Source organism: Pseudoalteromonas sp. NZS37, assembly GCF_015864265.1.
GTDB lineage: Bacteria > Pseudomonadota > Gammaproteobacteria > Enterobacterales > Alteromonadaceae > Pseudoalteromonas > Pseudoalteromonas arctica.
This window is the reverse complement of the sequence record NZ_JADYXL010000005.1, coordinates 52,141-76,547: the sequence shown is the minus strand read 5'-3', so window position 1 is coordinate 76,547 and position 24,407 is coordinate 52,141. Positions and strand designations below refer to the sequence as shown.

Genomic DNA, 24,407 nt, shown 5'->3' with positions numbered 1-24,407 from the left:
GTTAACTGAAGTATTTGAGCCCTGGGGCAATGGATGGAGTGTAACGATTTTTAGGCCAGGCTTTATTTACTAAATCATTAAATGACGCCACTACATTTAAACTTAGCGCTGTGGCCTGAACATCAACCGCTTTCATTTCAACTGCAGGCTCTGCAGGTTCTGATAAGTTACTTGCTGTATACACGCGGTAAATCACTTTAATTGGCACACCCGCATCAATAGCTTGCGTTACTTTAGAAAGTGCTTCACCAGTGACGTTATCAATTTGAAATTGTAAGTCTTGCCGCCCTTTAACCCCGCGGGCGGGAAGTGAAACCCCCATGCCGCTGGCTAAAAAGGTGACCATTTCGCCCCCCTCAATACCTGCAGTTACATCATCAAAGCCATCGCAAATTCTAAGTTGCCATAAGGAATCTGCTTTTAGTTCTAATGTGTGTATCGGTAGGTCGTTTGCTGGGGCGCTGGCGTATACTTTTTGGAGGACTGTCGACATAATTAAATAACCAAATTGCCATTTTTAACTATGATTTGGCCACCGTCTGATTCTCTTTTTGCTACTGTCGAACCAAAATCGGTTGAATTTCTTAGAGTCATAATGCGGTTTGAGAATTCAGCACTATAACCTGCAACTTTCCCGTACTCACTGATGCAGTGATTGCACTCCATTCGGTCTCCATAACCACCTCTATTTAAAGCAAAGTTCAAGTTGTTATATGATGAAATGCAATTAAAGAGGTTCATTTGGGTGGCAATTCCCTGCTCTGCTTCAATAGCACTACCAACACAAGCAAAACCTTCACCACCAGAATTACTTCCGGGGTTCTGCTGCCCCATAGCAGTGTCATAAGACCCGTTATGCCTTGCCATGCCATTACTTACAGTGACATGGGCGCCATAGCTAGTTGCGACACCTCTATCTCCATTATATTCCCACAAACCACCAATATAAGTTCCTTCGCATCTTTCATGTAAAGAATCCCCATCATCATAGTTATCATGGCAATACATATCAATTGAAGTAATCTTTGCAGCCGGTGGTACATCACCTGCTGGACCAACCCATTCAGAATTTGAGTTGTGTGAATTCCCTCCATCATTGTTATTACCGCTGTATTCCACGCGATTTTCGACACCACTAGATGAGCCACGATCGCAGCCATTATACAAGCCGCCGATGTTTCTAATATTATGTAGCTCATAACTTCCGAGGTTCGTAACATTAAACCCAGCATACCAAAGGTCTATGTTTTTTACTGTTAGATGCAATGATTGGTGATTGCCACTAACAATGCTTTTTGATGTAGGTAAATAGTAACTTCTCATATTTGGATCGCTACCGTCACTATTATTCACATAAAGTCGGTCATCATCACTATCATAAAACCATGTCCCGTTATTTTCTTCACACTCTACAAGGCTTGTCACCTTATACAATCTAAAGCTTGGAAGTCTATAGCTTCTGCCTCTTTGCAGGGGATGCCTTTCTGACTCCTCAACAGGATGCTGAGGAATCTCATGCTCCCAAATGAATCGGCCACTATAGCTTGAAGCTTGTACATACCATATGTTTTCAAAACCTGTTTGCTTGCTCCATTCCCCCTCAATTAATCCATCTTTTTGAACTATTCTCGCATCAACCATTGCAGGCTTATTTATCAATAAACTGCCTTTAATTGAACCTAAAGGAACTGTAAAGTTTGTATGTTCTCCTGCTAAAAGAGTGATAACACCGCCACCGCTTAACTCTTGAGATGCACGAGCACCTGTTTTAAATGGTTCATCGATACTTCCAGATGCCGAGTCATCACCCAATGGGCTAACGTAAACAGTGGGAAGGCCTGCGCCATTAAGGGATGAACCGCCCTGTGGTTTTTTGTACCACGGTGAGGATTGCGCGGTGCGCGATACAATAAAGTTTCTAAATTTAGAAAAAACATAGCCACCACCGGACTCATCAGCTCTGGCACCACACCGGAAAGCTATCTCGGATGTTTCTTCTGGTATGTGTAAAAACAAGTCTCTCGACTCAAACCCGCCGTATGCACTAAACCTTGTTGTTCTTATGCTTTGACGTCTTATCTCGCTGCCCGCCTCATTATAATAAATAACCGCAATTTCGGTCGAAGTGCCTGCATTGCTATCTGGTGATATATACAACTCTGCATGAAAGTTAAGGTAAGCGCCCGGAAGCCAAACACCTCCTGTTGGGAATCTGTAAGTTCTCCCTTTGAAAAAATCAGTCGCTTCTATATTTAATTCATTTAAACCTTCACTATTAACTGAAACCGTGCCTTTTAAATCAGATAAATTTCCTGCCATAGTCGGGTCTATCCAATAATCATTATAAAATGAACGTGGATCGATTGGATTGTAAACTTTTGCTGCAACTAACCAGGGATTGCAAAACGCAAATAAGCGATTAACATCTGAGGTTGGCCCGCTATCAATATATATTTCTACATGTTTCAAGCTAATAATATCTGTAGGTACATAAAAATCACTAATCACTATGTAACCCCAGCCATCTCTAGCTGTATCTTCTGCAATAATATCCGCAGATGTAAAGTTTCTAGTTACACGATATTCAGTAGCTTCAACAATATCAGTCTCAAGCATCCGTATAAGAACTCGACCATTTGTTGAATTGTTCATAGGAATTGTTAGGCCGAACGATCCCTTTTGGTTTACAAACCTTGAAGGATCAACCTTTAATGTTGCTATTTGTGGGTTCTGACCTCCGAGCTTTCCGCAAAAAACGTCGTTAACTAAACCTTTCCCCATTGTTGATGTAAAGCCTGAAAATGTATCTGGGTCTTTAATCAAGTTGCCAAACTCAATGCCTTTATCTGCATAAGCTTCTGACTTTGAGATTTTACCCGCTATTTCTTTAAATACATTTCCGCTGTTACGGGCTATCTCGTTCAGTATATGATTTGTTTGAGGTGGTGCTATTTCAATAGCCTGGTCTGTAGTTAATGAAATATCTGTAATAAGGCTGTTTATCGTTGCTGACTGGTATTGTACAAAACCAGCTTTAACTTCAAACGTATCAACGGGAACAATTGCTCTACACCGAAAAGACTCTGTATCGGTTGTATTATTTGAATCCGTAACTGAACTAATTACGTCACCATTTTCATTATAAAAATGCAGTTCAGCTCTTAAACCACCTACCTTGGTTGGGTTTTTGAACTCTCCTTTAAAGTTTACGTAAGCGCCAGCTTTGAATTGGCGAGATGAAGGGAAGCTCCACATATAATATTCATTATTACCTGTAGGGACTAACTCATAACCAACAATGCCATTGGCACTGTAGCGCTTGGGTAATGAGTTTGACTCTGCGTCAAGTCCAAAACCTTCAAAGTTTAAATCTGGCCAAAGGTTTGATGGGATTTCAGGTGGTCTATATGCGCCGCAAGCTCCATCGAAAATCCCAATGTGAGAAGCGTAAATATTTGCTTTATTACATTCAACATAAAATTTAATAGTTGAACAGCTATCCAGTATTTCAAAGTCATCTACTATCAACCATTGCTGTTTTACATTTGGTTCCGCGTATTTTGTGCTGCGATCAACTTCATTTCCGCTTGCATCATATTGAAAAATAACAATACGATTGGAAACTGTAGTGGAGGTGTTTTTCAGGTCGCCATTTTCATAAATATATAAACAAAAAGAAACATAACCTGATTCAAATACATCTTTACTGAAAGCTCTTGAAAAGTGTTGGCTCTCTGAAAACAAAACGCAATTTACACCTTTTAGTTTTGTTGACGATATACCTGTTGATGTGAAATAGTCTCTATAATTTTCATGATTTGATGGGCCGTATAGGTTTTTGCTATTACCTACCAAACCTGCGCCAACGGTTATTTTTTCCTGTAGTTTTGCCTCGTCAATTAAAGACAGAATATTTTTAATGGTGTCATATGGTGATTTTATCCAAGAGGCTCCATTGAATCCATATAGTCCGTTGTTATCTTCAATATCGTTCCAAACTTCAGCTAATTGGTCTTTAGATATAGTCGTATCAGCTTCCATTAGTGACTTTGTTTCGTATGACTTACGCCCATTCATTATTGAAAGTATAGATGCATACTTGTCATTTATCGCTTTTGATATGCTGTCTTTTTCAATGCCATTAACCGTAACTACTTCATTATCTGAACCTGCGATTATGACGTTAAGCTTCTCTAATAAACCTTCTAGCTCGGTTACTAAACTAAAAAAATTACTCATTGTTTCTATTCCTAATAATTTTCAATGGCATTAGCTATACCATTAACAAATTGTCCAATCGTATTTGGTTCAAGCAAACGGTTAGCTGTTGCTTCTTCACTCACTACTTGTCGTTGTTTTATCTCAATATTGGCGCTGTAGTTCCAAAAGCCTCCGTTGTAAGTGCAAGACTCAAGCGGGCTTTTAATAAAACGCACTTCATGTTCTATCAGTCCTTGTGGTGTGCGAATTGGCATTAAAAACCAATTCACCGCATCGTTAACACCATGCGTTACAAAGCCTTCGAGTAGTTGTGCTTGATACGGGTTTAGCTTCCACGTTGCGCTCATGGTGGTGGGTACTGACTGAAAACGTTTGCGCTGCCTTGCGCGGCCGCTTGCCATGTCTGTACGTAATAAGTTTGAGTTTTGCGATAGACGATGGCTTGAAACAAGTGGCAGTTTTAAATCTTTCGGGTATTTTATTAACACGTTTATACCCCTTGGCGTTGTAAGCTATAGGTACTTTCAAGTGCAGAGGATGCCTCGCCACCTTGGCGGATATTACTTACAAAGATGTTTATGACGTCTTCACCATTTAAACCACTCCGGCTTTGTGAACCCGCACGGGATGCATCTTCAATCACGTTTACAGTGACATTTGAGCCTAGGCTTTGGCCTTTAGTGTGATCAACAACGGTTTCTTGGGGATGCAGCATGGCCAACTGGCCGCCTTTACCATCAAGGCCACCGCTACGTGGGCCATCCCATGTGTACCCACCGCCATCAAATGAGGCTAAGGTTCCTGCCGCTGCCGCCGTTGCAGCTGCAGCTAAAGGTTGCGTTACCGCTTCAGCTGCCAGTGCTGCACCTGGTGCTAGGGCTGGGCCAATAATAGGTATGGCTGCTGTAGAAGCAAAGGCATTAATGGCAGCAAGGTGTGCACCCGCTTGTGCTTGCCCTGTTACTTGGGTTAAGTAACTGACACCTGAAGCCTTACCTAACGTTGCTTCTAAGGCCCATAACACCAAACGTTGTGTGCCAATTTCAACAAGTGATTGAATAACAGCCTTTGAAAAGCTAGACGCAATATTTTTTACTAAATTACCAAAGCCCTGCCAATCAGTAATAGCCTGAGTGATATTGCTAGACATGGTTTGACTAAAATTAGTGAGTGTATCAGCCCATAGTTGGTCGGTGTTTTCTGCAGTGGTTCTAATGGACTCCATGTAATTAGTCCAAAAGCCATTATTCTGCTCTGCTAATTGCTCTTGATGTAAGCGTTCTGCCTCTTTTCTGGCTTCTAGTTGCTCTTGCTTAATCAGGCTTATATTTTGCTCATGTTGTGCTAGTGCTTGCTCTTTTGCGGTGGTGTATTCAGCTTCTATTTCAGCAGTGATGAGGTTTTTATCACGCAGTAACTGAAACTCGCGTTCCATTGCTTGTTGCTTGCGTTCAAAGCGGCGGTTTTCGAGCTCTACTTCTTTGCCATCTTGCTGTAGCTGGGCATCAAATATTTGTTGGTACTGATTACGGGCCGCATCTATTAACTTTTGCGACTTTTCATCAATAATTTTAGGATCCGCTTTTAACAATAAATCACTGAGGTCTTTCTTTTTCGGGTTATTGACTTGCTCTTGTGCTGCGGCTTCAAATTTAGTTTGAACATCAGCAATCCATGTTTTTACCTTTTCAGATGGCATGGGTTCTAATGCTAAATCGCTCAACTCTTTGCCTAGGCTATCGGTTGTTTGTGAGACTGAATCTGCAAACAGGTTAATTTCGTCTAAAGTTTGTGTGTCAAACCCAAGCATGTCTCCTATTTTACCGCCAACTTTAGAGCCGACCGTACCAATTTGAATAACGCCGTTTACAAGCTCGGCCATAGCTTGGCGCACCAGTAAAAAAGTAACTTGTAAACCACGGCCCATATCAGCTAAAAAGCCTATTCCCGTTGCTACTTTAGTTACAACCTGCTGAGCAATTGAGCCAAAGCCACCGGCTTCTTTTGCTGAGTCAGTCCACATATCAGCAATTGCACCAATAATCGGCGCTGTTTCTATTGCTAATGTTTGGCCAAAACTGTGCGTGGTTTTTTGTGCTTTATCGAATGCATCGTTTGCCATTTCGACCTTGGCGGCATCAATGCGATCGAACGTCATGCCTAGGGCGTCGGCCTCTTCCATCATGGCGGTTATGCCATCAGCGCCGGCGTCCATGACGTTGATCATCTTAGCGCCCGATTTACCCATTAAGCTTTGTGCTAGGTACACCTTTTGGCTTTGGTCTTCAACGCCTTTAAGTTTGTCGGCAATGAGTTTAAATTGCTCTTCTGGCGCGAGGCCTTGTAATTCTTGAACCGATAAGCCTAAACCATCAAGAGCGTATTTAGCCTCACCGGTGCCAGTTTGCCCCACTTGGCCTAAGTTTTTTTGCATGGTTTGCAGTGATTTATTTAGCTCTTCGTTTGAGGCGCCATATAAATTAGCAGCATGTTGCAACCCGCCAAGCGCTTGCGTGGTTATACCTAGACGGTCAGCTGTTTTTGCTTGTTGATCAATAAACTCAGCATTTTTAGCATAAATAGAAGCAAAAGCGGCGGCGCCTGTAACACCAAACCCCGCCATTACTTTAGCGCTCCCTCCCACCATTTTGCGGGTTTTATCAGCCCATGATGAGGTTTGTTTATTGGCTTTATTGAGCTCAGCAGTCAGCTTCCCACTTTTACCGATTAAATCGATAGTGAGCGTTGCAATTGATGCCATGTGTTAATTTCTCTTTTGTTTACGCCAAGGACAGGTATTTAAAAACGCTTCGCTTTCACGGCGTTTTTGCTCGTATTCAATTTTTCGTTGTTCGCTTCTGTCGAATGTCAGGCCCATTTTTAGCCCTTGGTGGACTAAGCGCAGTTCCAGTTCGTCAGCGGATAAGCGTTTATGCAGGTCATAGAGTGAGCAACCCAAGTTATCTGCTAAATTGCAGAGCGCTTGTAACTCAGGTTGCTGTTTTAGTTTTTTTCAATCGCCTCAAGGTTTTCTTGAGCGAGATTAGTGAAAAACAACCCGGTGGTGTGGATCATACCTAGCTGCTGCATATCGATTAAGCTAGGCAGTTTGGCGGCTTCTTTATCGTCAAACTTGCCATGCAGCATATAGTAGGTATTGCGCTGCGCCATTTTTTCAAGCTTTTTGGGGTCTGCATCTTTGTCGGTAAACAGCTCTCTGGCTTTTACTTCATCGATGGCGGGAAGACGGTGTAAAACTATTTTACCTACGCCTTCAATATCAAATTCGCGGGAGGAAGTAGGTAACTTTCCCGCCATTATTTGTGCTGCAGTAATCATTTACACTCCCACCGCTAACGTTGAAAACACCACTTGTTGCAGCTTGCCAATACAAGCAAACATTTGCTTACCTGAGTCTTTACCCGACTCACCACTAAAATAGTCGTGCGGTAAATACACAACGTCTTGTACTTCGCCACTGGCTCGTGTGACTTTAATACTGATAGGGGTACCTGCTTTTACCATATCGCAAAAGGCTTTTTGCTCTGTGTTAGCAGGTTTGTGGCGAAATGTGAGCTCCCAATCTTGGTCTTCAGGTAGGCACTTTTCGCTGTAAGAGCGGTTGGCGGCTGCTATGTCAGTATCGTCTTCGTACACTTTGCCCGAGTTAATTTGTGGGATAATGTCGAGCCCTGGTAGTAGTGCATCGACTTCACCGACACCGGTGGTACAAAACTGGAGTGTGGATTTGTGTGAATCAACCGTATCAGCGGCTGCGGTAGTTACTGGTGTTGGTTCTGGCATGTTAAACCTCGTTATTTATGGTGTGGTACTTAAAAATGTATTCGTATGACTCGCGGTATAAATGCGAGCCGGTGTCAAAGTCGGGTATACGGTTTTGCTTTAGCGCAAACTGCACATTTACAACACCATCAACAAAGCCTTGTTTGTTAAAGATGGTGGCAAGCTCTTTGGCTATGGCTTTAGCGGTTGCTGGCGTTTTGCTATAACAATCAAATTGAATGAGTGCTTCGCTTTGGTTGTCTTCCATGTGTATTTCAATAGGCGTTTCGTCGGTGATCACACTGAGCAAAACATAGTTATCGTCTGAGTTATGAGCGGTAGTAAAATGCAGATTATTGCCAATTAAAGCCGTTAATGCAGATGATGCGAGTGCCTTGGTACGTATGCTGTTTTCTATCATGCTGGTTTGTTCTTTTTGGCAATGCGGCGCTGCGCTAAATTGATGCGTTTAGCTAAGCCACGGTTAATAACTACCACCGCTTGATTGGTGCGTTTTTTAAAGGCTTGACGAATAAATGGATTAGCCTTTTGCGTGTTTGTGCCATATTCAACTTGCACTATGTAAGGCACTTTAAATACGCCCACACGCACTAGCGATACAACCCCTTTACCAAAGCGACGTGTTTCTTTACCTTGGCGATTAGTACTGGCTTTAACTTTAATGCGTGATTTTAAAAAGCCTGGGCGGATTTCAACTTTTTGGCCTTGTTTGGTTTTAACCACGCGAGCTACGTTTGACTCTGGTGCATTGCGCTGCATACCTTGCTGATATTTAATAGCGCCATCTCTTATTGCACTGGTCATTATACCGCTGGCCTTTTTAGCGCCGATTTCTTTACCTATTTCAAGCAACGCTTTTTCCATTTCTTTAAGGCCCGATATATCGATACCTGTATTAAGCATGGGTGAGCTCCTTAACGGCAATAATGGTTTGTGCATTGGCAAAGTCTTGATTTACGGGTGTGCCAATGATTTCAAATAGCCGTTGCTTATAACTAATTTGGTGAGTTGGGGTTATTTTATTGCTGTAACGGCAGGTAATTGTATGGGTTATTTCGCCCATTAACTGGCCGCTTTGCTCGAGCTCTTTCGCTGCACCGGTTTGTATATTTACCCAACGGTAAAATTCATGCGCATGGCTGTTGGTGTTATAGCCGTCATTTGACTTTACACCTTTACCAAAGCTGGCTTTGCAGTTGTATTTAGCAGCTGGGAGCAATTTCATAAAAGTTCAACCGCGAGTTCATCTGCAATGGCTTTAAAGGCATTAGGCATATCGTAAAGCTGCACCGGTGCGGTGTCTTCGCGGTTACGAAACCAGTCGGCAATTAATACCAAAATGGCTTGTTTTGCTAGGTCGTACTTATCCTGGTCTATGAGTGTTTCGTTATCTATGCTGGTACCCTCATCTGTGAGGGTACCATGACCAAATACACATTCAATTTGTACCGCATCGGCTATTTTAAACCCCACGGCTGGCCACTGACCGCCTAATTTAGGGGTGATTGTGGCAGTTAAACCATGCTCAATAACTCGGTAGTCACTTGAATCGAGTGTGACAAACTGCCCCAAGTTATTAATATATTTAATTGAATTAATGCTCCGAAGCGGCGCAAAAGGCAGGTGAATTTCATTGCAAAACTTTGGCAATGCAAATTGCCATGTTTGTTCTACTAATAACCGGCCACTACGTTGTTCAAACCGTTTACGCGCTCTGGGCACCAAGCTTTGCAAATAATCATGGTGATCATCATCAGCATTGGTATGTGCTGCCAGTTCTTCTACGATGAATGGCTCAATACTGGGGGCCTGTATTAGCTTTCGGAGCATTTTCATTCTGTCTACTCTTTGTTATCGGTGTCGTCAGGGTTGCTATCAACGGCTTCATCGATGCCATTAAGATCAACAGTGTCAACTTCTAGCTCTTTACTACAGTAATCAATAGCGGCTTTGTCATCGGATAGTTCGCCGACGTCTATTAACGGTTTTAGTAATTCTGCATCGCCTTTTACGAGTGCATTTGGCTCAAAATGGTGATCTGCAATGACGCATGCAACAAGTACACGTGCGGTGATTAGTTTTTTAGCTGCCATGGTTATATTCCTTAAATAAAAAAGCCCCGGTTAAGGGGCTAGAGGAGCATCAATTAAGCGGCTGCATTTTGGTAGTACTTAACAGCACCACCTACATCGATGCAGCGGCCACCGGTACGCATAAACGCTAAGAAACCAACTTGGCCCTTGCGACTGTATGCGCTGTCAGTGAAGCGGAAGAACAACATTTGCGATACATCGCGTACAATGTATTTAGAAAAATCACCAAATAAAACCGACTTAGCGTTAGCCGCCATGGTGGGTATATGTTGGTTAGTGGCGTACGGTTTACCTAAAATAGTGTTAGGCTCTGAGGCTTCCATACCGGGTAACCAAAGTGGCCGACCTTGTGTGTCTTTAAGCTTTTTAACGACTTTGATTGTGGAGTCGTTCATCATAAAGCCACATTGCGCACTACGACGGTAAGCCGGATCAACGCTGTGCTCTAGGTCAATTAAGTCTTCTAAGGTGATAATAGATGTTTGCCCAGAGCCCCCGACTTTACCTGCCGTGGTGTCGGCTAAAATACCGTGCGGCATTGAGGTGCCTGACCCATTTATAAACGCATCTTCTGAGGTGCGGCCAATACGCATGCCTATTTGCTCATTTATATAGCTTTCTAGGTCGAACTGCGTGTCTTGCAGTAGTTGGAACGGCACGGCAATGACTTTAGAGCTGACCATATGCGTATCGATGTTACGTACACCAAAGGTGGTGTCTTCATCACCAGCTTCTGTATTTTCGGCTAACCATTCACCTTGCTCAGCCGTTGCATTAGCAGTAGGCCATGGAATAGTAGAGCCGGTTGCTGTGGGCACTACGGTTGCAAGCTCACGCATACCGCCGTACGCTTTAAGCGCTTGTGAAATACCGGGTGCGATTTCGTCAGCGGTTAAATAGCCACCTTCTGAGCCTTGGCCTGTACTCATAGCGTTTTTAGGGCTGTTAATACGTGCTTGTACTGCACTGCGTTGATCTTCATTAAGTGCTGACATGCCACCACGCAACCAGGATGCATAGGCCGCTTTTTCTTGGTGAATTTGGTGCTCAGCTTCATCAGCAGAGATACCGTTTTTATCGGCACGGTCTTGAATGGTTTGCTTTGACTTTGCTTGTAAGTCGAGTACTTTTTGTTGGCGGTCTAGGTCACCATCAAGTGCATCGATTTTATTAACGAGGTCGTCGTATTTTTTTTGCTTGTCATCGCCCCACGCTTCGTCTTTTGGGTGATCCGTTACTAACTGGTTTAGGGTTACAGCTAACTCTTTTCGCTGCTCACGCTTTTGTTGGATAGACATAATTTAATTTCCTCAATTTTAAGTACAAAAAAAGCACCCTAAGGTGCTTTAAATAGTGTTGCCAGCGGAGCTAGCCAGTAGTTAGCAGCATGTTGGCAAATCGTTCTAGCCGTTCACGCTGCACAAATTTATCTTGCGGTGGTTGTGGTTTCGGTGCGTTTTGATAAGACGTTAAGTCCCACGCTTTATTGGTGGTTTGCTCGCTTGGTGTATCTTGCATAATGCTGTCTACAAAGCCATGTTCTAGGGCTTCTTGTGCGGTGAACCAGGTTTCGTTTTTCATCCAGGTGCGTACTTGTGCTTCGCCTGCTTCGGTGCGCTTTTCGTAGTCGTTTACTATGGTGTTATCGACTTTATCAAGCATGTCGGCGGTGTCGCGTATTTCTTGTGCGTTACCCAGTGCTAGTGTCCAGGCATAGTGGATCATGTAAAAACCTGAATCAGCAATTTCGATAGTATCGCCGGCTAAGGCAATGCGTGTTGCGGCACTGGCTGCGATGCCATCGATGTGAATATGAATTTTTGCTGGGTGCGCTTTTAAGCTTGAGTAAATGGCGGTGGCTTCAAATACGTCACCGCCTGGGCTATTAATATACACATCGATGTCGGTGGCATCAGTAATGTTGAGCAAGTCGCGTTTTATCATTTCGGCAGATACGCCCCACCATGGATCAATTACATCGTAAATTAAAAATGCGGGGCGGCTTTCACCTGCATTGGCCAGTGGTGATTGCTGCTTTACTTGATAACCAACTTGGTCACGGTTTTGGCAGTTATTTTTAACTAACTGCATTAGTTTGCGGCTGTTATTCATGATTCGTTTTCCATTTGTTGATTATTGGCAATAGGGTCGTATGGCAATGCGTAGCGACCACCCATTTCGGGTAAGTTTTCGAGCTTGCGCACTTCGTCTATGCTCATCCAACCGGGCCCCTGCGAGCCGCCAATGGCTTGGCGGTATGCTTCGTTTCTGTCTTTAAGCGTTAAGCGCATTAAATTTGCCGCTATAAACTCGGCAAACATGGGTTTGTTTAAAAACAGTTTGCGGTTTATCTCTTGCTCAAAGCGGTTTAGGTGTGGGCCAAGCGTAAAACGCAAGAACGATAAACCGATTTCGCCAATACCTGAGCCCCACGATGTTGATTTTTGCTCTTGGTTTACCATAAAACTAGGTAGGCCAAATGCGCGGGCTATGTCGGTAATTTGAAATTCACGCGATTCAAGCAGCTGTGAATCTTTTGCTGATACGCTAAGTTGCTTTACATCGGTACTGTTATCAAGAACCAGCGGAAACTTTGCGTTTTCTACACCGCCGTAGGCTTTAACCCATGCGTTTCTGAATGAGTCTTTTTGTGTTTCGTCCCACTTACCTTGCTTTACCACGGCTACACGTTGCGTTGAACCTGACTTAAAGAACTCGCCGCTGTGTTGCTCCATGGCAAGCTCTAAACCAATACTATTAAACGCGCCCCACTGAATAACCGACATAGATTTAAGGCCGTTAAAGCCAAAGCCTGGAAAGTGCAGTATGTCGTCTTGGTCAAAGCCGCGGGCGGTGCCATCCAGTGTAAAAAAGTAATTTAGCCGGCCGTTGTTATTTACTACGTTCATGCCTACGGGACTAATGGGTAAAATTTCTTCTATGTCGCCGTTGCGATCGCGTAATAACACCGCGTAACCATCGCCATGCAAAAGCATGCTGGCCACTATGTACTCCCAAAATGCAGCGGCGCTCCATACTGCTGTGGGCTGTAGGTTAAAAAGGCTGGCTAAATTGTGGTTAGCAAGACGTTTTTTATCGCCGTTATCACTGCGTTCAAAAATATGTACGGGCATCTGTGCTATTGCGCCGGCAATTAAGCGCACACAGGCAAATACTATTGACACTTTCATTGATGTTTTAGGCGTAACCGCGGGGCCTGCAAGTGATGGCATAACGCCAAACAGATCAGATAAACTATTTATATCCTGCATTGCTGTGTTTTGCTCTGCAGTATTGTTAACTGCAGGTGCACTTTTGCTGCTGTTACGACTTAAAAACGGGATTTTAAACATTAGAATTCCAAAAACTCTTGGTTAGAACCGTCGTCTTCTTCAGGTTGCCATGAACCTATGAAGGCCAGTAATTTAGCGACTGCGGTATCAATTTTGTTGTCTTTATGTTCTTTTACTGGGCGGATATATTTACCGTCCATGGTTTCTTTGGCTATGACATTGCCAAGGCACCAAGTAAGAACTGGATCACCATTGTGGTGTATACGGCCTTGCCTGAGTAAGTTTTCAAACTCGCGCATGGCCGGCGAAAAGTTGGTGTAATTTTGTGATACTTTAATGGGCTCTATACCGGTGCTGTTTTGTACCCGCTGTGCTATTGGTGCTGCACCTGCTGGGTCGTAAAATAAGCCGGTTACTTGATAGTTTTCGTTATCGGTTTCGATAGCGCGCTCTACTTCGTCGTAATCTATGCTGGTACCTTCACATTCAATTAAGTGCCCTTGGTTAACCCAGTCTCGGTAAATGTCTATTTCGTTTGCTTTTGCTTCTGTTACATAGGTTTTAGCAAAAAAGTAATAGTGTAATTTGCCGTTTACTGGCCGTGTGAAGCAGGTTACATCGGCGGTTAAGTCGTCAGACTCTGAAAGATCGACGCCTTTGGTGCACTCTTCACCTGTAAATTGCTCTATATCTAGCGTTAAATCACCTGCAGCTAGCCAATCTTCAATATTTAACCAGGACTCGCGTGCACCTACCCATAAATTTAAGTGTTTTGTTTTAAATGCGTTTTGCTTACGGGCTGACTGCCTAGCTTTTGAAAGTTGATTTAATAAAAACTCTTCTTCAACCGATATACCAAAGTTAGGGTTTGCTTTGCGTAAAGCTTCCTCGCTTTGCCAGTCGTCATCTTTATCAATGGTGTAAATCATGGCAAAAACGGTTTCGTCGGTGCGGGTACCTTCCAGTATTTCTTGGCATTCTTTTTGGTATTGTCCGCATGGCCCAAACCAATTTGAACCGGCTGTTGATATTATCCATTCAAGTGGTTGCTCACGTGCGCCCATGCCGGTGATCATCGTATCGCGTTGGTCGTCATCGTCATGTTCGTGGTATTCGTCACATAAATAACAACTAGGCGAACCACCATCACCCGGATTACCAATTAAGCGTTCAAACTTGCCGCCATCGTTTGTTTTTTCTATTTGCTGAGCAAACAATTCAATATTAAAACGGCGTCTGAATACGGGTTGTTTTAATGCCATTTTTTTAGCTGGCTGAAATACTTCGTTGGCTTGCTTTTGTGTAGTAGCACCACAGTAAACTTCGGCACCTGGCTCACCATCGTTAGCCAGCATATATAAACCAATTGGTGCAACCCATGTAGATTTACCATTTTTGCGCGGTACCAATGTAAATGCGGTCCGAAAACGACGGCGGTGAGTAGTTACATGCTTCCAACCATATACTTGCGCTGTAATCCATTTTTGCCAACCACTTAGGCTAAGCAAACCCTCATGGCCTTTTGCTCTGGCCCACTTTCCCTTTACGTGGCTAAAGGTTTCTAAAAACCAAATAACTTTAAGTGCTGATTCTGGGTCAAAGTAATATGGAAAATCTTTACTAGCCGCCCTTGCTAAGTCATGGCTTTCACGCTCAACGGCTAAGACTTCATATTTATTAGCTGGGCGCTTACCACTGAGTACGTCTGATGCATATTGTTCAATGTCAGCTAAATGATCACGATGAAATGTTGGGTAATCACTACGGTTTTGCATTTATCAAACTCACTTAATACACATCATCAAATAAGCCTGGCTGTAAATTATTAAATCGTTGGTCGGTCGCAGGGCTGCCGCCAATTTGATTTATCAAGCTATTAAGTTTGCGCCAATCATCATTGTACTGGCTGGCCTCTGGTCTAGTTTTATGCTGAATACCGTTACGACCTTCCGTTGTATATTTCCAATCGTGCTCTTCTAAGTACGCAAGAGCCGCTTCCATGCGCGCAATTACAATGCAGTACTCTTTAAAAAACCGAACATAGTGAGGCTTGAAGCGATTAATCTTTACATATTCAGGCATATCGTTATTCCATACCTGCTGCTCAGCCTTTGACATACCACGCGGACGCGATTTGATCGCGATCTTCTTCGCGTCTTTATCACTAATTTCCTTGTTTTCAGCAGCATTAGGGAACTTAACAACTTTATTAGTTGTGTCCTCTGCTACTGCTGGGTATCTACCTGCCATAATTAACCAAATAATCTCTATAAGTGGGTTTTTTCATTTCATTTCTGCCCCGCATAAAAATCTAATTGAGGGGGCGGTGTACGTGGGATAGCGCTAAACTTTGCCTACCCCCGGGTTAAGACTTTGACGTGACTCAAGTGCTGTTTTTTCTTTATCACATGCTTGGCATATGGTCTGAAGGTTATCTATCTTATCGTCACCACCTTGACTCAGCGGCACAATGTGATCACATATACCATGGTAAGCGCCATGCAACTCAACAGAGGTTAGAACACCTTTAGCTTTGCATATCTGACACAAGAAGTTATCACGATGAAATATAAACTCTCTTGTTCGCTGCCACACACGGCCACCTCTACCTGATTGTTTGTCCCCGTTACGCTTACGGCCAAACGGTAAACGTTTAGGGCATGGTTCACCTCTGTGCACAGCTTTGCACTTAGTGCACCAAGTACCAGGCTTAGTTGCCACTGCGCTGTTCCAGAATCTTATTGATACGCTCTTTTCTATAGTTAGCATCAATCTCAAGAAGTTCATCAAAACGCTTCTGCTGATGCTTGGAGTCTTCCAAAAGCAACTCTTTCATGCGAGCCCTATGGAACTCCTTATCATCTTCATATTTCTTTGCTTCACGCTCGTTACGTTTGTACTGAAACCAGTAATTAGCTAAGAACGTAAGAGCTGCAAATACAATCCCTAGTAATATTGCCCACTCATTCAAGCTAAACACTCCTCCTGCAGCAGTGGCTAAGCTAGCACTATACGTTGTAGCACTTACAACTTTCTGCGTAGCTATATCACTAATCTCTATTCGCATTGTTCCAACTTCTTGCTCTTAATAATTGTTCATTGCACGTATCAATAACAGACTCTAAATAAGCCGTGTACTGGCTATGTGATGCATTATCACCAACAACATGAGAACTAACACTACATGGCTTGATAAAATCATTAGGCATCAACACAAACTCATATTTAGTTTGTACTATTGTCTTTACTGCAGGCTCCAACCCTTGCGTACTTGAACATGCTGATAACAGTGCTAGGCACACAATCGTTAGCCCAGGTCTTAGTTGTTTCATTAGTTGAAAGCCTTAACGCATCAAGCTGCGCTGTAGAAGATTGGAGTTTAGTTTTAATTGAAGTAAGTTGTTGCTGGTGATCAGCTCTCAGCTTAGCCAGTAAATCACGCTCTTTAAGTAGCTGCTTATTTCGCTTATCAGCATCAGCCAAGCTATTAGTTAAATGCTCTGCATGGTTTTTATAACTTTGAACTGATGCTTTAATCTGTTTATTATTATCAAGTGCTTGTGTTAAGTCAGACTCAACAGCCATATACTTAACAACAGTAATGCCCAGCATCGTTGCTAAGCCTGCAAAAACAATCTTATTTAAACTAAGCATCAGTTAACTCACTCAAACATAGCTGTCGTTCCAACTCTCGGCGCTTAACCAAGCCTGGTAACTTACGGCCATCAGCATAAACCCAGCGTTGTAATTCATTACATGCCTTAACACTCTCACCGTTATTTAAGTATTTAAGCAGCGTACTACTACGGAAGTTCCCAGCGCCCACGTTATAGTGAAACGACATATATGCCGCATGCTCACTGGTAGTAAGCGAAATATTCACCGCTCTCAATAACTGCTCATTATGATCACCTAAGTCCATAGCAAACAGGTTTAAACATTCTTTTTCAGTGTAAGTCTTACCAAGCTCAGCTGTTTGAGTATGGCCAAAGCAAGCAGTAACCACACCAACAGGGTCCACATAGCCTGTTCTTACTTCACCCTCAAATTCAGCAACCATTACACCCGTTAAGGCAAGAACGCCCGTAACACCAGCGGCTAATAGTTTATTAATCTTCATTTAAGGCCTCAAACGTAAAAAACCCGCTAAGGCAAAACCTAAGCGGGTTACAACAACAGGATGTAAGGATAAATCAGCAGACACAAAAAAGCCCAAGGTGTTAACCTCGGGCTTTATGATGCAGCTTTGCTAAGCTTACCTGAGTTAGTATAGTTATTGGGCGCCCGATTGCAACTTTTATTTCATACCATTCATAATATCGTTTAATTTCTTTAGTTTAAAAACTTGCTCTTTGATTTTAGCCTTAACTAAGTCATTTTTTAAATTAAGACTAACCACTCCATCTATATCAATATTTACAGTTTCTAGCTGTGCCTTAGAAAAACTATTATTTTTGAATGATGAAAACATAAAACCTCCAAAATAAATTAAGCTGCCTGTTTAATTATTACGCCCTTAGCCAGCAAATGGCCCTCAAGCCAAGCCGAACCACTTAACAGCAGCTGTCTAGCTTTGGTTTCACCAATATCTAAATTCTTAGCTATTTGCCTAGTACTCAACTGAGAACGGTAACTCATCATAACCACCACTTTCGTTTTTGGAGCATACAACCCCAGCATTGCCACAGCTTGGTCAATCAACAAACCCATATCATCATCAATTAACGCCACTACACCATCATTCGATGCAGAGCTCAGCGTAAGCCCCAAACCAGCCTGAGACCACACACCCCATTCATTAAGCAAATCATCAATCGTCGTAACTAACTGCATCATCATTCCTCGTCAAAGCCTAATAACAAATTAAAACCGCGTTGGTCACCCTTATTTTTACCGTGACCACCTACCGTGACCGCTAGAACCCTTGTATTTACTCTATTGGTCATACTGGTCATGGTGGTCATAGTGTTTTTACATACACAAGAACAAACATATAAACAGAAAGTACAAAATACGCGTGTCCGCTCGCACCCGCGCGCGTATGTGTGCGCGAAAACACCGTGACCACCGTGACCACCATGACCACTCCAACAACCACGCGCCTTCCAGCGGTCACCTTTACTGGTCATGGTCATAGTAAAAAACCTATTTAACATTCCAAAACCCCTCAGGCGGCACATAAAACGCAGGGCGCTTACCATCAACTCGTTTCTTCTTTTTAGTAAAGCCAAGCCTATGCATAATCTGGCCTACCCGCTTTTGTTCAGGTGGTCGCATAGCATGTGGATCCATAGCAAGCACCTCAGTCATAATATCGGCCAACGAGTAATCACCCCGCATATTCTTAAGCAACCAATCGTAAATAAGCCCTTCCCACACATCAGAGTCAAACCTATCTTCCTGCTGTTCTTCAAACAAATGCTTATATTCATCCGTAGGCCACCACGGCATACCACCATTAAACAAATGAAGCGCCTCAGCCCAAAGCTGGTCCCTATCACGGGCAATCGCATCCTGGCATATCTTCGTACACATCACAGGCCAATATCGCCGGTTACCCGTAGAATCCTTTAAATACCTATCTTGGTTAGTGGTACCCACAAACACACACTGCCTCGGGAACTCCTGTACCATACGCCCATAACTTGGGCGGTACCTATCAACCTTAGAGCCAAAAAACTGTTTAGCCTTTGTATTTTCAGCCTTATTAAACGAATCAAGTTCAGCAAGCTCTATACCCCACATCCCCTGCATTTGCTGAAACGTATCTTTCTCGCCAAGCGCCATAGGCGTATCAGTAAACCAATCACCAAATAAATTATTGCACATGGTCGACTTACCTAAGCCCTGGTTACCCTCAAGTATTAAAACCGAGTCCACCTTAACTGGCGGGCACATAACCCGTGCCACAGCCGAAACTAAAAAAAACGTACCAACCATAGCCGCATAGTCAGTATCTTCAGCGCCCAAGTAATTATGCAACCACACTGCAACGCGCGGTGTACCATCCCACTTAACCGAATTCAAATAATCCTTAACAGGGTGAAAAGCATGTTCTTCAGAGTGAACCAAAATAGCACCCAGCACATCATTGGCCCTAGGCGTAAAGCCATAGGTTTCAGAAAGGTAAATACGTAAACGCTCAGTGTCAGTGTCGGTCCACTCACCCACCTTACCCTTTAAAAACGGCGGCTTTTTACGTTTAATAATACGATAACTAAAGTCGCAATAGCCCAAAACGCCATCAAAAGCAGGGTCATTTTCAAGCACCAACTTTGTATTACTAATACTCGCCTGAGGCATACCCGAATTCGTTCTTTGGAAATTAGCCTGCCACTGCTCATCCCCCAGAGAACGCTGTCGCGCGTCAGCGTTTTGCGGCGGCGGGTTATTTTCTTTATTACCATCATTAGCACTAGGCTTATCAACCACACTCAGTAATTGTGCTTTAACCGCATCAAGGCCAGCATTAACGTGTAAATCATTCCAATCGTTTAAACTACTTTTAGCCATTATGCCGCCTTATCCACAACAGCAGCAAAGTCAGGTATTGCTACCAAACCACCCACCGCAGCTGCAGCATCATTAGCCATACTTACACCCGGGTTCCCCTTCGTATTGGCATCGTCATCAGCACAAAATATAAAGGTTTTATCAGCAAGCTTGTGTTTAAGCTCAGTGGCCACCGCCATCAAATTGCCCGCATCAAGCGCCACTGCACATGGCCACTTAGTTGCCATATGAATGCTCGCCCCAGTGGCATAACCCTCACAAACCGCTAAAATATTACAGCTGCTCGCCTTACCAATAAAATGAAACAACCCAGCCTTACGGCCATGCTTTAAAAACAACTTAGTTCCCTGCTCATTAATAACCTGAATATTCCAAAGCACCTTTTCAATATCAATTAACGGCATCACTAAATCACCACGCTTAAAATGTAAAAAACTAAAATCGCGGGTTTCCTTATCAGGCAAATCAGCAAAAAATTGTTTAATTTCTTTACCACCTGTCACAGCCTCAGCCGTAAAATTAGGCCTAAATATAACTATCACAGCACTTTTAAAGCTGCTTAAACCAAAACTGGCCACCTTCTTGGCAGCCAAATATTTATTAGAGTTAACAGGTTTAGTAAATTGTTCGACAAGTATTTTGGAAAAATCGGCAATCACCCCATGCCAACGCTGGCGCGCGGCTTCATCTTCTGCCTCTTGCGCTTCGCGCTTTTTAGCACGTTGTGCAAATTCTTTATTTAGCCTGGCTTGTTCTTCTGGGGATATCGGTTCACGCTTAACAGTAAACCCATTATCTATTGCCATTTTAAAAACAGTTTTAATCGTAGTACCGCCGCCAGCCTTAATGCTACGCCAGGTACTTTTAATATCGCTCGGTTTATATTGCTCGCTACCTGCGCTCCAACTATCAAACACATCAAAGCCTGTATCACCAAACTCATTTTTAATACCCATGCCCACCTTAACCCACTCATCGCGTGAGCAATTAGGGTCAAGGTACTGCAATGCATCCTGTAAATCCTGCAAAGTCGTTTGCTGCATTGTTATTATTCCTGTGTTGTATTAAAGGGCTCCCTTAAATTAGTATGTTCAGTAACCAAACCAACAAACCAAAATAAGGAAGCAAAAAATGTCTTTAGAACTTGACGCACAAAACCAATTTGTTTTAGTTAGTTCACTTGTTCTCCATCACACAGCTAAAAACTTTCCATTTGAAGTATCTTTAAGCAAAGATAAAATCCTAGCTTTTTTTGATGAACACGGAATAAACCGCCTCATCAAAGATATGGATAAATCATTTAATCCAACTTTAAATTGGCTAAATGACGAGGGGTATATCCGCCGTTCAACTGGTGATAAAGACTCATACACAATTACAGAGAAAGGATTAACCGTTACACAATTTAAAGTAAAGCAAGTACCTAGTTGGTTTGAACAATATATTGCTACAAAGGAAGGTAACGAATACTTCTTCAAATATAACGATCGCCAATATGATATAGCCAAGCTGAAGTGCACCGGCCCAGCCCTTAATCTTTTACCGGAAAATTGGCTTCAGCCTGGTGAATAACAGCAAGCTGACTTTCTAGCTTTACTCTCTCTTCACTAAAATGCTTCAGGCTATCTGTCATTGATTTAATACTGTCTTGGAGCTTTTGTTTTCTTAGCCTAAACATATCAAAATCATCTTTAGTTAAACCAAATTGGTGTGTAACACCATTAATCTCAAATGTTGCTAAACCAATACATTCGCTTTTTTTGTTATCCATAAATCACCTGTATAAAAAAACATATATCGCGCAGGTTTGTTCCTTGTTGTGTTATTGCACTAAAATTAACCGCACAACAACCCAGGAGTAACCCACATGAAAACTACCAACCTAAGCAGCTTTTTTGCTTTCCTCAGGCGGATAAATATCAGGCCGCAACTCATACCTAGACACGCCCGTGACTTTTTCAATAAGAATCACTTTATCAGGTGCAACTTTGCCGGTTCTTAGCCAGTTAGATACGTTTTGTTGAGAAGTTTTAATTGCATCCGCAAGTTTTATTTGGCCACCTAAGGTAGCAATTGCTTGCGTTAAAGCTGGGTAGTTAGAGCTCATAATTCATCTCTATAAAGAATTGATAGAAATCAATAGTACAAATAGACTTGTTATTTTGCAACATGTATTTTTGTAGATACAGAATACAAATTATTTTGTAACATTATAATTATTAAAATTTCATTAGGTTTCATATGAATAACTTAGGCGAACGTCTAAAACATGCATTGTCCACTAGAGGAATGGCTCAAACAAAGCTAGCCAGTGAAATAGGAGTAAGCCAACAATCAATTCAATATTTATGCTCAGGTAAAGCCCAAAGGTCTGGTAATACAGCATCTATAGCAAGAGTTCTGAATATATCTGCTGATTGGTTAGAAAAAGGCATTGGTCGAATGGAGGTTGACCCAGAGAATGTGTTACCTAATTACAAAGTACTGTCGAGTATTCCCTTGATTAGCTGGGTGCAAGCAGGCCATTGGGCTGATATCCATTTAAGTGATGTAGAAACGTTTTACCCTTGCCCAGAAAAACACAGTCAATCAACGTATTCGCTTGAAGTGAAAGGCGAGTCAATGTCGCCCGACTTTATCAATGGCGAAATAATTTTTGTTGATCCAGAGGTCGAAGCGCGTAACGGTTCTTGTGTAGTTATTCGTCAAAATGGCAATACTGAGGCTACATTCAAACAACTAATAATAGACGGGTCACAAAAATACTTAAAAGCACTTAACCCAAATTGGCCTAACCCAATAATCGAAATGCTGCCTGATGCAGTTATTTGCGGCGTAGTTATTGGCAGTTATAGAAAAAGAAATTAGAATAAAAATTTATCAAATGGAAACTAAACATAGGGAATATCATGGCATTAATAAATTGTAAGGAATGTGGGCATAAAATAAGCAAAAAAGCTGCAAGCTGCCCTAACTGTGGAGCAACTAGCAAAAAGAAAAGATCTAATTTAGGCTGTGGTGGCCTATTAGTGGTTTTAGCAATACTTTACTTTGGTTACTCAAGTATTCAAGGTGCCAAAGACACAACCGCACAAAAGCAATTACAAGCCTCCCAGCAGTCAAAGTTCAATAAAAATAAAAACCAGCTAATAGCACAGATGAATCAATTCATAGAAAATGGTGAATACTTAAAAGCAATCAAAGCTGCTGGTGCTTACAACACTATAAAGGATCCTGATTTAGTAACTCTTCGCAACAAAGCAAAAGAGTTAGATTTGGTTGCTCGAGTTGCTAAAATTCCAACCGCACAAACCAAAGAAAACTTCGATATCTACGAAAAACTAATAGCCCTTGATCCAAATAATGAAAAATATAAAGAGAAACATACTTTTTATAATAAAAAAATGAACCGCATACGCTCTATAGAAAAGCAGTTTAGCGCATTTGATGGCTCTCATTATCAATTCGAAAAATATATAAAGAGTAAAATGAAAAACCCTGATAGTTATGAGCACGTTAAAACCGTTTACTGGGATAAAGGCGATCACATATTAGTGCAAACGACTTATAGAGGTACCAATTCATTTAACGCTGTTGTTACTGAAACAGAGCAAAAAAATTACCTTATAGATTAATTTTAATTCCTTTCCAAATTAACAGACAAACCGCTACGGCGGTTTTTTTGTGCCTTTCAATCCCACCCCATATAAAAACAAATAAACTTGTTAAATTAACTTGACCAAAAACAAAAGTACAAGTACATTAAATTACAAATAAATTTGTTATTTGAACCACCATGAACACAATACGCACAGAAACCGGATACCAGCTTGACGACATGCACGTTAATGCCAAGCCCTATTCACGCTTACCAACTCAACAGGCGCGTACCTTGCTATTGGTCGCTAAAGGCCTACCGCAAAAAAGTATAGCTGACGAGTTAGGCGTAAAACTGTGCACGGTTCGCCAAGCATGTAACGAGCTCAGCTTTAAATTTAATACCCATTCCATGCGTCAAACGGTACACCAAGCAATCAAGCAAGGCGTATTGCGCTACACAGTTTGCATATTACTTTGCCTAATTAGCGCAGCAAATAACGACCTAGAACGCAGTTTTAGAACTATTCGGGTAGCCCGAACAGTTCGCACCACTCGTTTACGCCGCATGCGTGAACTACAAAACGACTTACTAGCAGCCTAACGGCACAAGGAGAATAGCGATGACCAAAGTATTTTTATTCCCAACAGCCAGAAATAACGCCGCCACGGCCCCGTTACTTCACACGCTAAAGCAAGCACAAAAGGCAAGCCCCTTTGAACTGGTAATTCCAAATATTAAAGCGGCCAACAACCCATACCCTGAGCCACCGCCACACGCGGCCTAACTCAGGGCAAAAGTCTCACAACCTGCTGGCGCGCACTTGCCCAACTAGCCCAGCCGAGTGGTTGCCGTAAGCAACCAACCAACAACACAACAGGAAAA

General features: G+C 42.5%; 34 protein-coding genes. 5 read left to right on the top strand and 29 right to left on the bottom strand.

All coding sequences use genetic code 11. The features are described 5' to 3' along the window. Position 1: 1 nt before the first annotated feature. The 27 genes from I6F47_RS10895 to I6F47_RS10770 all read right to left on the bottom strand — a co-directional run bounded on the left by I6F47_RS10895 (position 2) and on the right by I6F47_RS10770 (position 20,967). Positions 2 to 493 carry a DUF1833 family protein gene (locus I6F47_RS10895; protein ID WP_197183848.1) on the bottom strand — a complete coding sequence of 164 codons (492 nt, stop codon included), beginning with the start codon at positions 491 to 493 and terminating at the stop codon, positions 2 to 4. 2 nt (positions 494 to 495) lie between these two features. After that, positions 496 to 4,239 carry a hypothetical protein gene (locus I6F47_RS10890; protein ID WP_197183847.1) on the bottom strand — a complete coding sequence of 1,248 codons (3,744 nt, stop codon included), beginning with the start codon at positions 4,237 to 4,239 and terminating at the stop codon, positions 496 to 498. A gap of 11 nt (positions 4,240 to 4,250) precedes the next feature. After that, the gene (locus I6F47_RS10885; protein ID WP_197183846.1) at positions 4,251 to 4,709 is read right to left on the bottom strand and encodes a hypothetical protein; all 459 of its coding nucleotides are present in this window, start codon (positions 4,707 to 4,709) and stop codon (positions 4,251 to 4,253) included. 2 nt (positions 4,710 to 4,711) lie between these two features. Beyond that, positions 4,712 to 6,982 carry a hypothetical protein gene (locus tag I6F47_RS10880; RefSeq protein ID WP_197183845.1) on the bottom strand — a complete coding sequence of 757 codons (2,271 nt, stop codon included), beginning with the start codon at positions 6,980 to 6,982 and terminating at the stop codon, positions 4,712 to 4,714. Between the two features lie 3 nt (positions 6,983 to 6,985). Beyond that, positions 6,986 to 7,180 (bottom strand): hypothetical protein, encoded by a 195-nt coding sequence (locus I6F47_RS10875; protein ID WP_197183844.1) that lies wholly within the window; start codon positions 7,178 to 7,180, stop codon positions 6,986 to 6,988. A gap of 44 nt (positions 7,181 to 7,224) precedes the next feature. Beyond that, entirely contained in the window at positions 7,225 to 7,560 is a 336-nt protein-coding gene (locus tag I6F47_RS10870) for a hypothetical protein (protein WP_024590494.1), read from the bottom strand. Continuing rightward, entirely contained in the window at positions 7,561 to 8,025 is a 465-nt protein-coding gene (locus tag I6F47_RS10865) for a hypothetical protein (RefSeq protein WP_197183843.1), read from the bottom strand. Between the two features lies 1 nt (position 8,026). Further along, the gene (locus I6F47_RS10860; RefSeq protein WP_024590496.1) at positions 8,027 to 8,425 is read right to left on the bottom strand and encodes a hypothetical protein; all 399 of its coding nucleotides are present in this window, start codon (positions 8,423 to 8,425) and stop codon (positions 8,027 to 8,029) included. After that, entirely contained in the window at positions 8,422 to 8,928 is a 507-nt protein-coding gene (locus tag I6F47_RS10855; RefSeq protein WP_197183842.1) for an HK97-gp10 family putative phage morphogenesis protein, read from the bottom strand. The genes I6F47_RS10860 and I6F47_RS10855 overlap by 4 nt, the downstream gene beginning before the upstream one ends. After that, a complete protein-coding gene (locus I6F47_RS10850; protein WP_197183841.1) occupies positions 8,921 to 9,250 on the bottom strand; it encodes a phage head closure protein in 330 nt (109 codons plus the stop codon). The genes I6F47_RS10855 and I6F47_RS10850 overlap by 8 nt, the downstream gene beginning before the upstream one ends. Continuing rightward, positions 9,247 to 9,861, bottom strand: a complete 615-nt coding sequence (locus tag I6F47_RS10845) for a head-tail connector protein (RefSeq protein WP_197183840.1) — start codon at positions 9,859 to 9,861, stop codon at positions 9,247 to 9,249. Before I6F47_RS10845 ends, I6F47_RS10850 begins: the two co-directional genes overlap by 4 nt. 5 nt (positions 9,862 to 9,866) lie before the next feature. Continuing rightward, positions 9,867 to 10,118 (bottom strand): hypothetical protein, encoded by a 252-nt coding sequence (locus I6F47_RS10840; protein ID WP_197183839.1) that lies wholly within the window; start codon positions 10,116 to 10,118, stop codon positions 9,867 to 9,869. Between the two features lie 53 nt (positions 10,119 to 10,171). After that, on the bottom strand, positions 10,172 to 11,416 hold the full coding sequence (locus I6F47_RS10835; protein ID WP_197183838.1) for a phage major capsid protein: 1,245 nt from the start codon (positions 11,414 to 11,416) through the stop codon (positions 10,172 to 10,174). A 70-nt stretch (positions 11,417 to 11,486) separates the two neighbouring features. Continuing rightward, positions 11,487 to 12,230 carry a head maturation protease, ClpP-related gene (locus tag I6F47_RS10830; protein WP_197183837.1) on the bottom strand — a complete coding sequence of 248 codons (744 nt, stop codon included), beginning with the start codon at positions 12,228 to 12,230 and terminating at the stop codon, positions 11,487 to 11,489. Further along, positions 12,227 to 13,471 carry a phage portal protein gene (locus I6F47_RS10825; protein WP_197183836.1) on the bottom strand — a complete coding sequence of 415 codons (1,245 nt, stop codon included), beginning with the start codon at positions 13,469 to 13,471 and terminating at the stop codon, positions 12,227 to 12,229. Before I6F47_RS10825 ends, I6F47_RS10830 begins: the two co-directional genes overlap by 4 nt. Further along, positions 13,471 to 15,186 (bottom strand): terminase large subunit, encoded by a 1,716-nt coding sequence (locus tag I6F47_RS10820; protein WP_197183835.1) that lies wholly within the window; start codon positions 15,184 to 15,186, stop codon positions 13,471 to 13,473. The genes I6F47_RS10825 and I6F47_RS10820 overlap by 1 nt, the downstream gene beginning before the upstream one ends. Before the next feature lie 13 nt (positions 15,187 to 15,199). Continuing rightward, a complete protein-coding gene (locus I6F47_RS10815) occupies positions 15,200 to 15,661 on the bottom strand; it encodes a P27 family phage terminase small subunit (RefSeq protein WP_197183834.1) in 462 nt (153 codons plus the stop codon). A gap of 93 nt (positions 15,662 to 15,754) precedes the next feature. Further along, positions 15,755 to 16,132 carry an HNH endonuclease gene (locus I6F47_RS10810; RefSeq protein WP_058549611.1) on the bottom strand — a complete coding sequence of 126 codons (378 nt, stop codon included), beginning with the start codon at positions 16,130 to 16,132 and terminating at the stop codon, positions 15,755 to 15,757. Further along, positions 16,122 to 16,478, bottom strand: coding sequence for an HP1 family phage holin (locus tag I6F47_RS10805; RefSeq protein ID WP_058549610.1), 357 nt, complete (start codon positions 16,476 to 16,478; stop codon positions 16,122 to 16,124). The genes I6F47_RS10810 and I6F47_RS10805 overlap by 11 nt, the downstream gene beginning before the upstream one ends. Continuing rightward, positions 16,462 to 16,743 (bottom strand): Rz1-like lysis system protein LysC, encoded by a 282-nt coding sequence (lysC, locus tag I6F47_RS20765; protein WP_442960280.1) that lies wholly within the window; start codon positions 16,741 to 16,743, stop codon positions 16,462 to 16,464. The genes I6F47_RS10805 and lysC overlap by 17 nt, the downstream gene beginning before the upstream one ends. Then, positions 16,637 to 17,065, bottom strand: coding sequence for a hypothetical protein (locus tag I6F47_RS10800; protein WP_058549609.1), 429 nt, complete (start codon positions 17,063 to 17,065; stop codon positions 16,637 to 16,639). Before I6F47_RS10800 ends, lysC begins: the two co-directional genes overlap by 107 nt. Next, the gene (locus I6F47_RS10795) at positions 17,058 to 17,531 is read right to left on the bottom strand and encodes a lysozyme (protein ID WP_197183833.1); all 474 of its coding nucleotides are present in this window, start codon (positions 17,529 to 17,531) and stop codon (positions 17,058 to 17,060) included. The genes I6F47_RS10800 and I6F47_RS10795 overlap by 8 nt, the downstream gene beginning before the upstream one ends. Positions 17,532 to 17,708: 177 nt before the next feature. Beyond that, positions 17,709 to 17,882, bottom strand: a complete 174-nt coding sequence (locus I6F47_RS10790; RefSeq protein ID WP_161936777.1) for a hypothetical protein — start codon at positions 17,880 to 17,882, stop codon at positions 17,709 to 17,711. A 17-nt stretch (positions 17,883 to 17,899) separates the two neighbouring features. Next, positions 17,900 to 18,250, bottom strand: coding sequence for an antiterminator Q family protein (locus I6F47_RS10785; protein WP_197183832.1), 351 nt, complete (start codon positions 18,248 to 18,250; stop codon positions 17,900 to 17,902). After that, positions 18,247 to 18,567 (bottom strand): hypothetical protein, encoded by a 321-nt coding sequence (locus I6F47_RS10780; protein ID WP_197183831.1) that lies wholly within the window; start codon positions 18,565 to 18,567, stop codon positions 18,247 to 18,249. The genes I6F47_RS10785 and I6F47_RS10780 overlap by 4 nt, the downstream gene beginning before the upstream one ends. Further along, the gene (locus tag I6F47_RS10775) at positions 18,557 to 19,924 is read right to left on the bottom strand and encodes a virulence-associated E family protein (protein WP_197183830.1); all 1,368 of its coding nucleotides are present in this window, start codon (positions 19,922 to 19,924) and stop codon (positions 18,557 to 18,559) included. Before I6F47_RS10775 ends, I6F47_RS10780 begins: the two co-directional genes overlap by 11 nt. Next, entirely contained in the window at positions 19,924 to 20,967 is a 1,044-nt protein-coding gene (locus I6F47_RS10770; RefSeq protein ID WP_197183829.1) for a PriCT-2 domain-containing protein, read from the bottom strand. The genes I6F47_RS10775 and I6F47_RS10770 overlap by 1 nt, the downstream gene beginning before the upstream one ends. Positions 20,968 to 21,055: 88 nt before the next feature. On the opposite strand from I6F47_RS10770, the gene I6F47_RS10765 reads away from it, so the two are divergent. Then, the gene (locus tag I6F47_RS10765) at positions 21,056 to 21,496 is read left to right on the top strand and encodes a hypothetical protein (RefSeq protein ID WP_016899789.1); all 441 of its coding nucleotides are present in this window, start codon (positions 21,056 to 21,058) and stop codon (positions 21,494 to 21,496) included. Here the strand turns inward: I6F47_RS10765 and I6F47_RS10760 are convergent. Together I6F47_RS10760 and I6F47_RS10755 are read right to left on the bottom strand one after the other, a co-directional pair. After that, positions 21,456 to 21,695, bottom strand: a complete 240-nt coding sequence (locus I6F47_RS10760) for a hypothetical protein (RefSeq protein WP_197183828.1) — start codon at positions 21,693 to 21,695, stop codon at positions 21,456 to 21,458. The two genes, I6F47_RS10765 and I6F47_RS10760, sit on opposite strands and share 41 nt — an antisense overlap. A gap of 111 nt (positions 21,696 to 21,806) precedes the next feature. Then, a complete protein-coding gene (locus tag I6F47_RS10755) occupies positions 21,807 to 22,031 on the bottom strand; it encodes a transcriptional regulator (RefSeq protein WP_197183827.1) in 225 nt (74 codons plus the stop codon). Positions 22,032 to 22,165: 134 nt separating this feature from the next. Here I6F47_RS10755 and I6F47_RS10750 point away from each other — a divergent pair, with 134 nt between their 5' ends. The 4 genes from I6F47_RS10750 (at position 22,166) to I6F47_RS10735 (ending at position 24,309) form a co-directional block, all read left to right on the top strand. Beyond that, positions 22,166 to 22,792: a LexA family protein gene (locus I6F47_RS10750; RefSeq protein ID WP_197183826.1), complete on the top strand. Its 627-nt coding sequence runs from the start codon at positions 22,166 to 22,168 to the stop codon at positions 22,790 to 22,792. 41 nt (positions 22,793 to 22,833) lie between these two features. Then, on the top strand, positions 22,834 to 23,559 hold the full coding sequence (locus I6F47_RS10745; RefSeq protein WP_197183825.1) for a zinc ribbon domain-containing protein: 726 nt from the start codon (positions 22,834 to 22,836) through the stop codon (positions 23,557 to 23,559). A gap of 161 nt (positions 23,560 to 23,720) precedes the next feature. Next, complete coding sequence (locus I6F47_RS10740; RefSeq protein WP_197183824.1) at positions 23,721 to 24,125, top strand: helix-turn-helix transcriptional regulator; 405 nt, start codon at positions 23,721 to 23,723, stop codon at positions 24,123 to 24,125. Between the two features lie 19 nt (positions 24,126 to 24,144). Further along, positions 24,145 to 24,309: a hypothetical protein gene (locus I6F47_RS10735; protein ID WP_016899782.1), complete on the top strand. Its 165-nt coding sequence runs from the start codon at positions 24,145 to 24,147 to the stop codon at positions 24,307 to 24,309. The last annotated feature ends 98 nt before the right edge of the window (positions 24,310 to 24,407 follow it).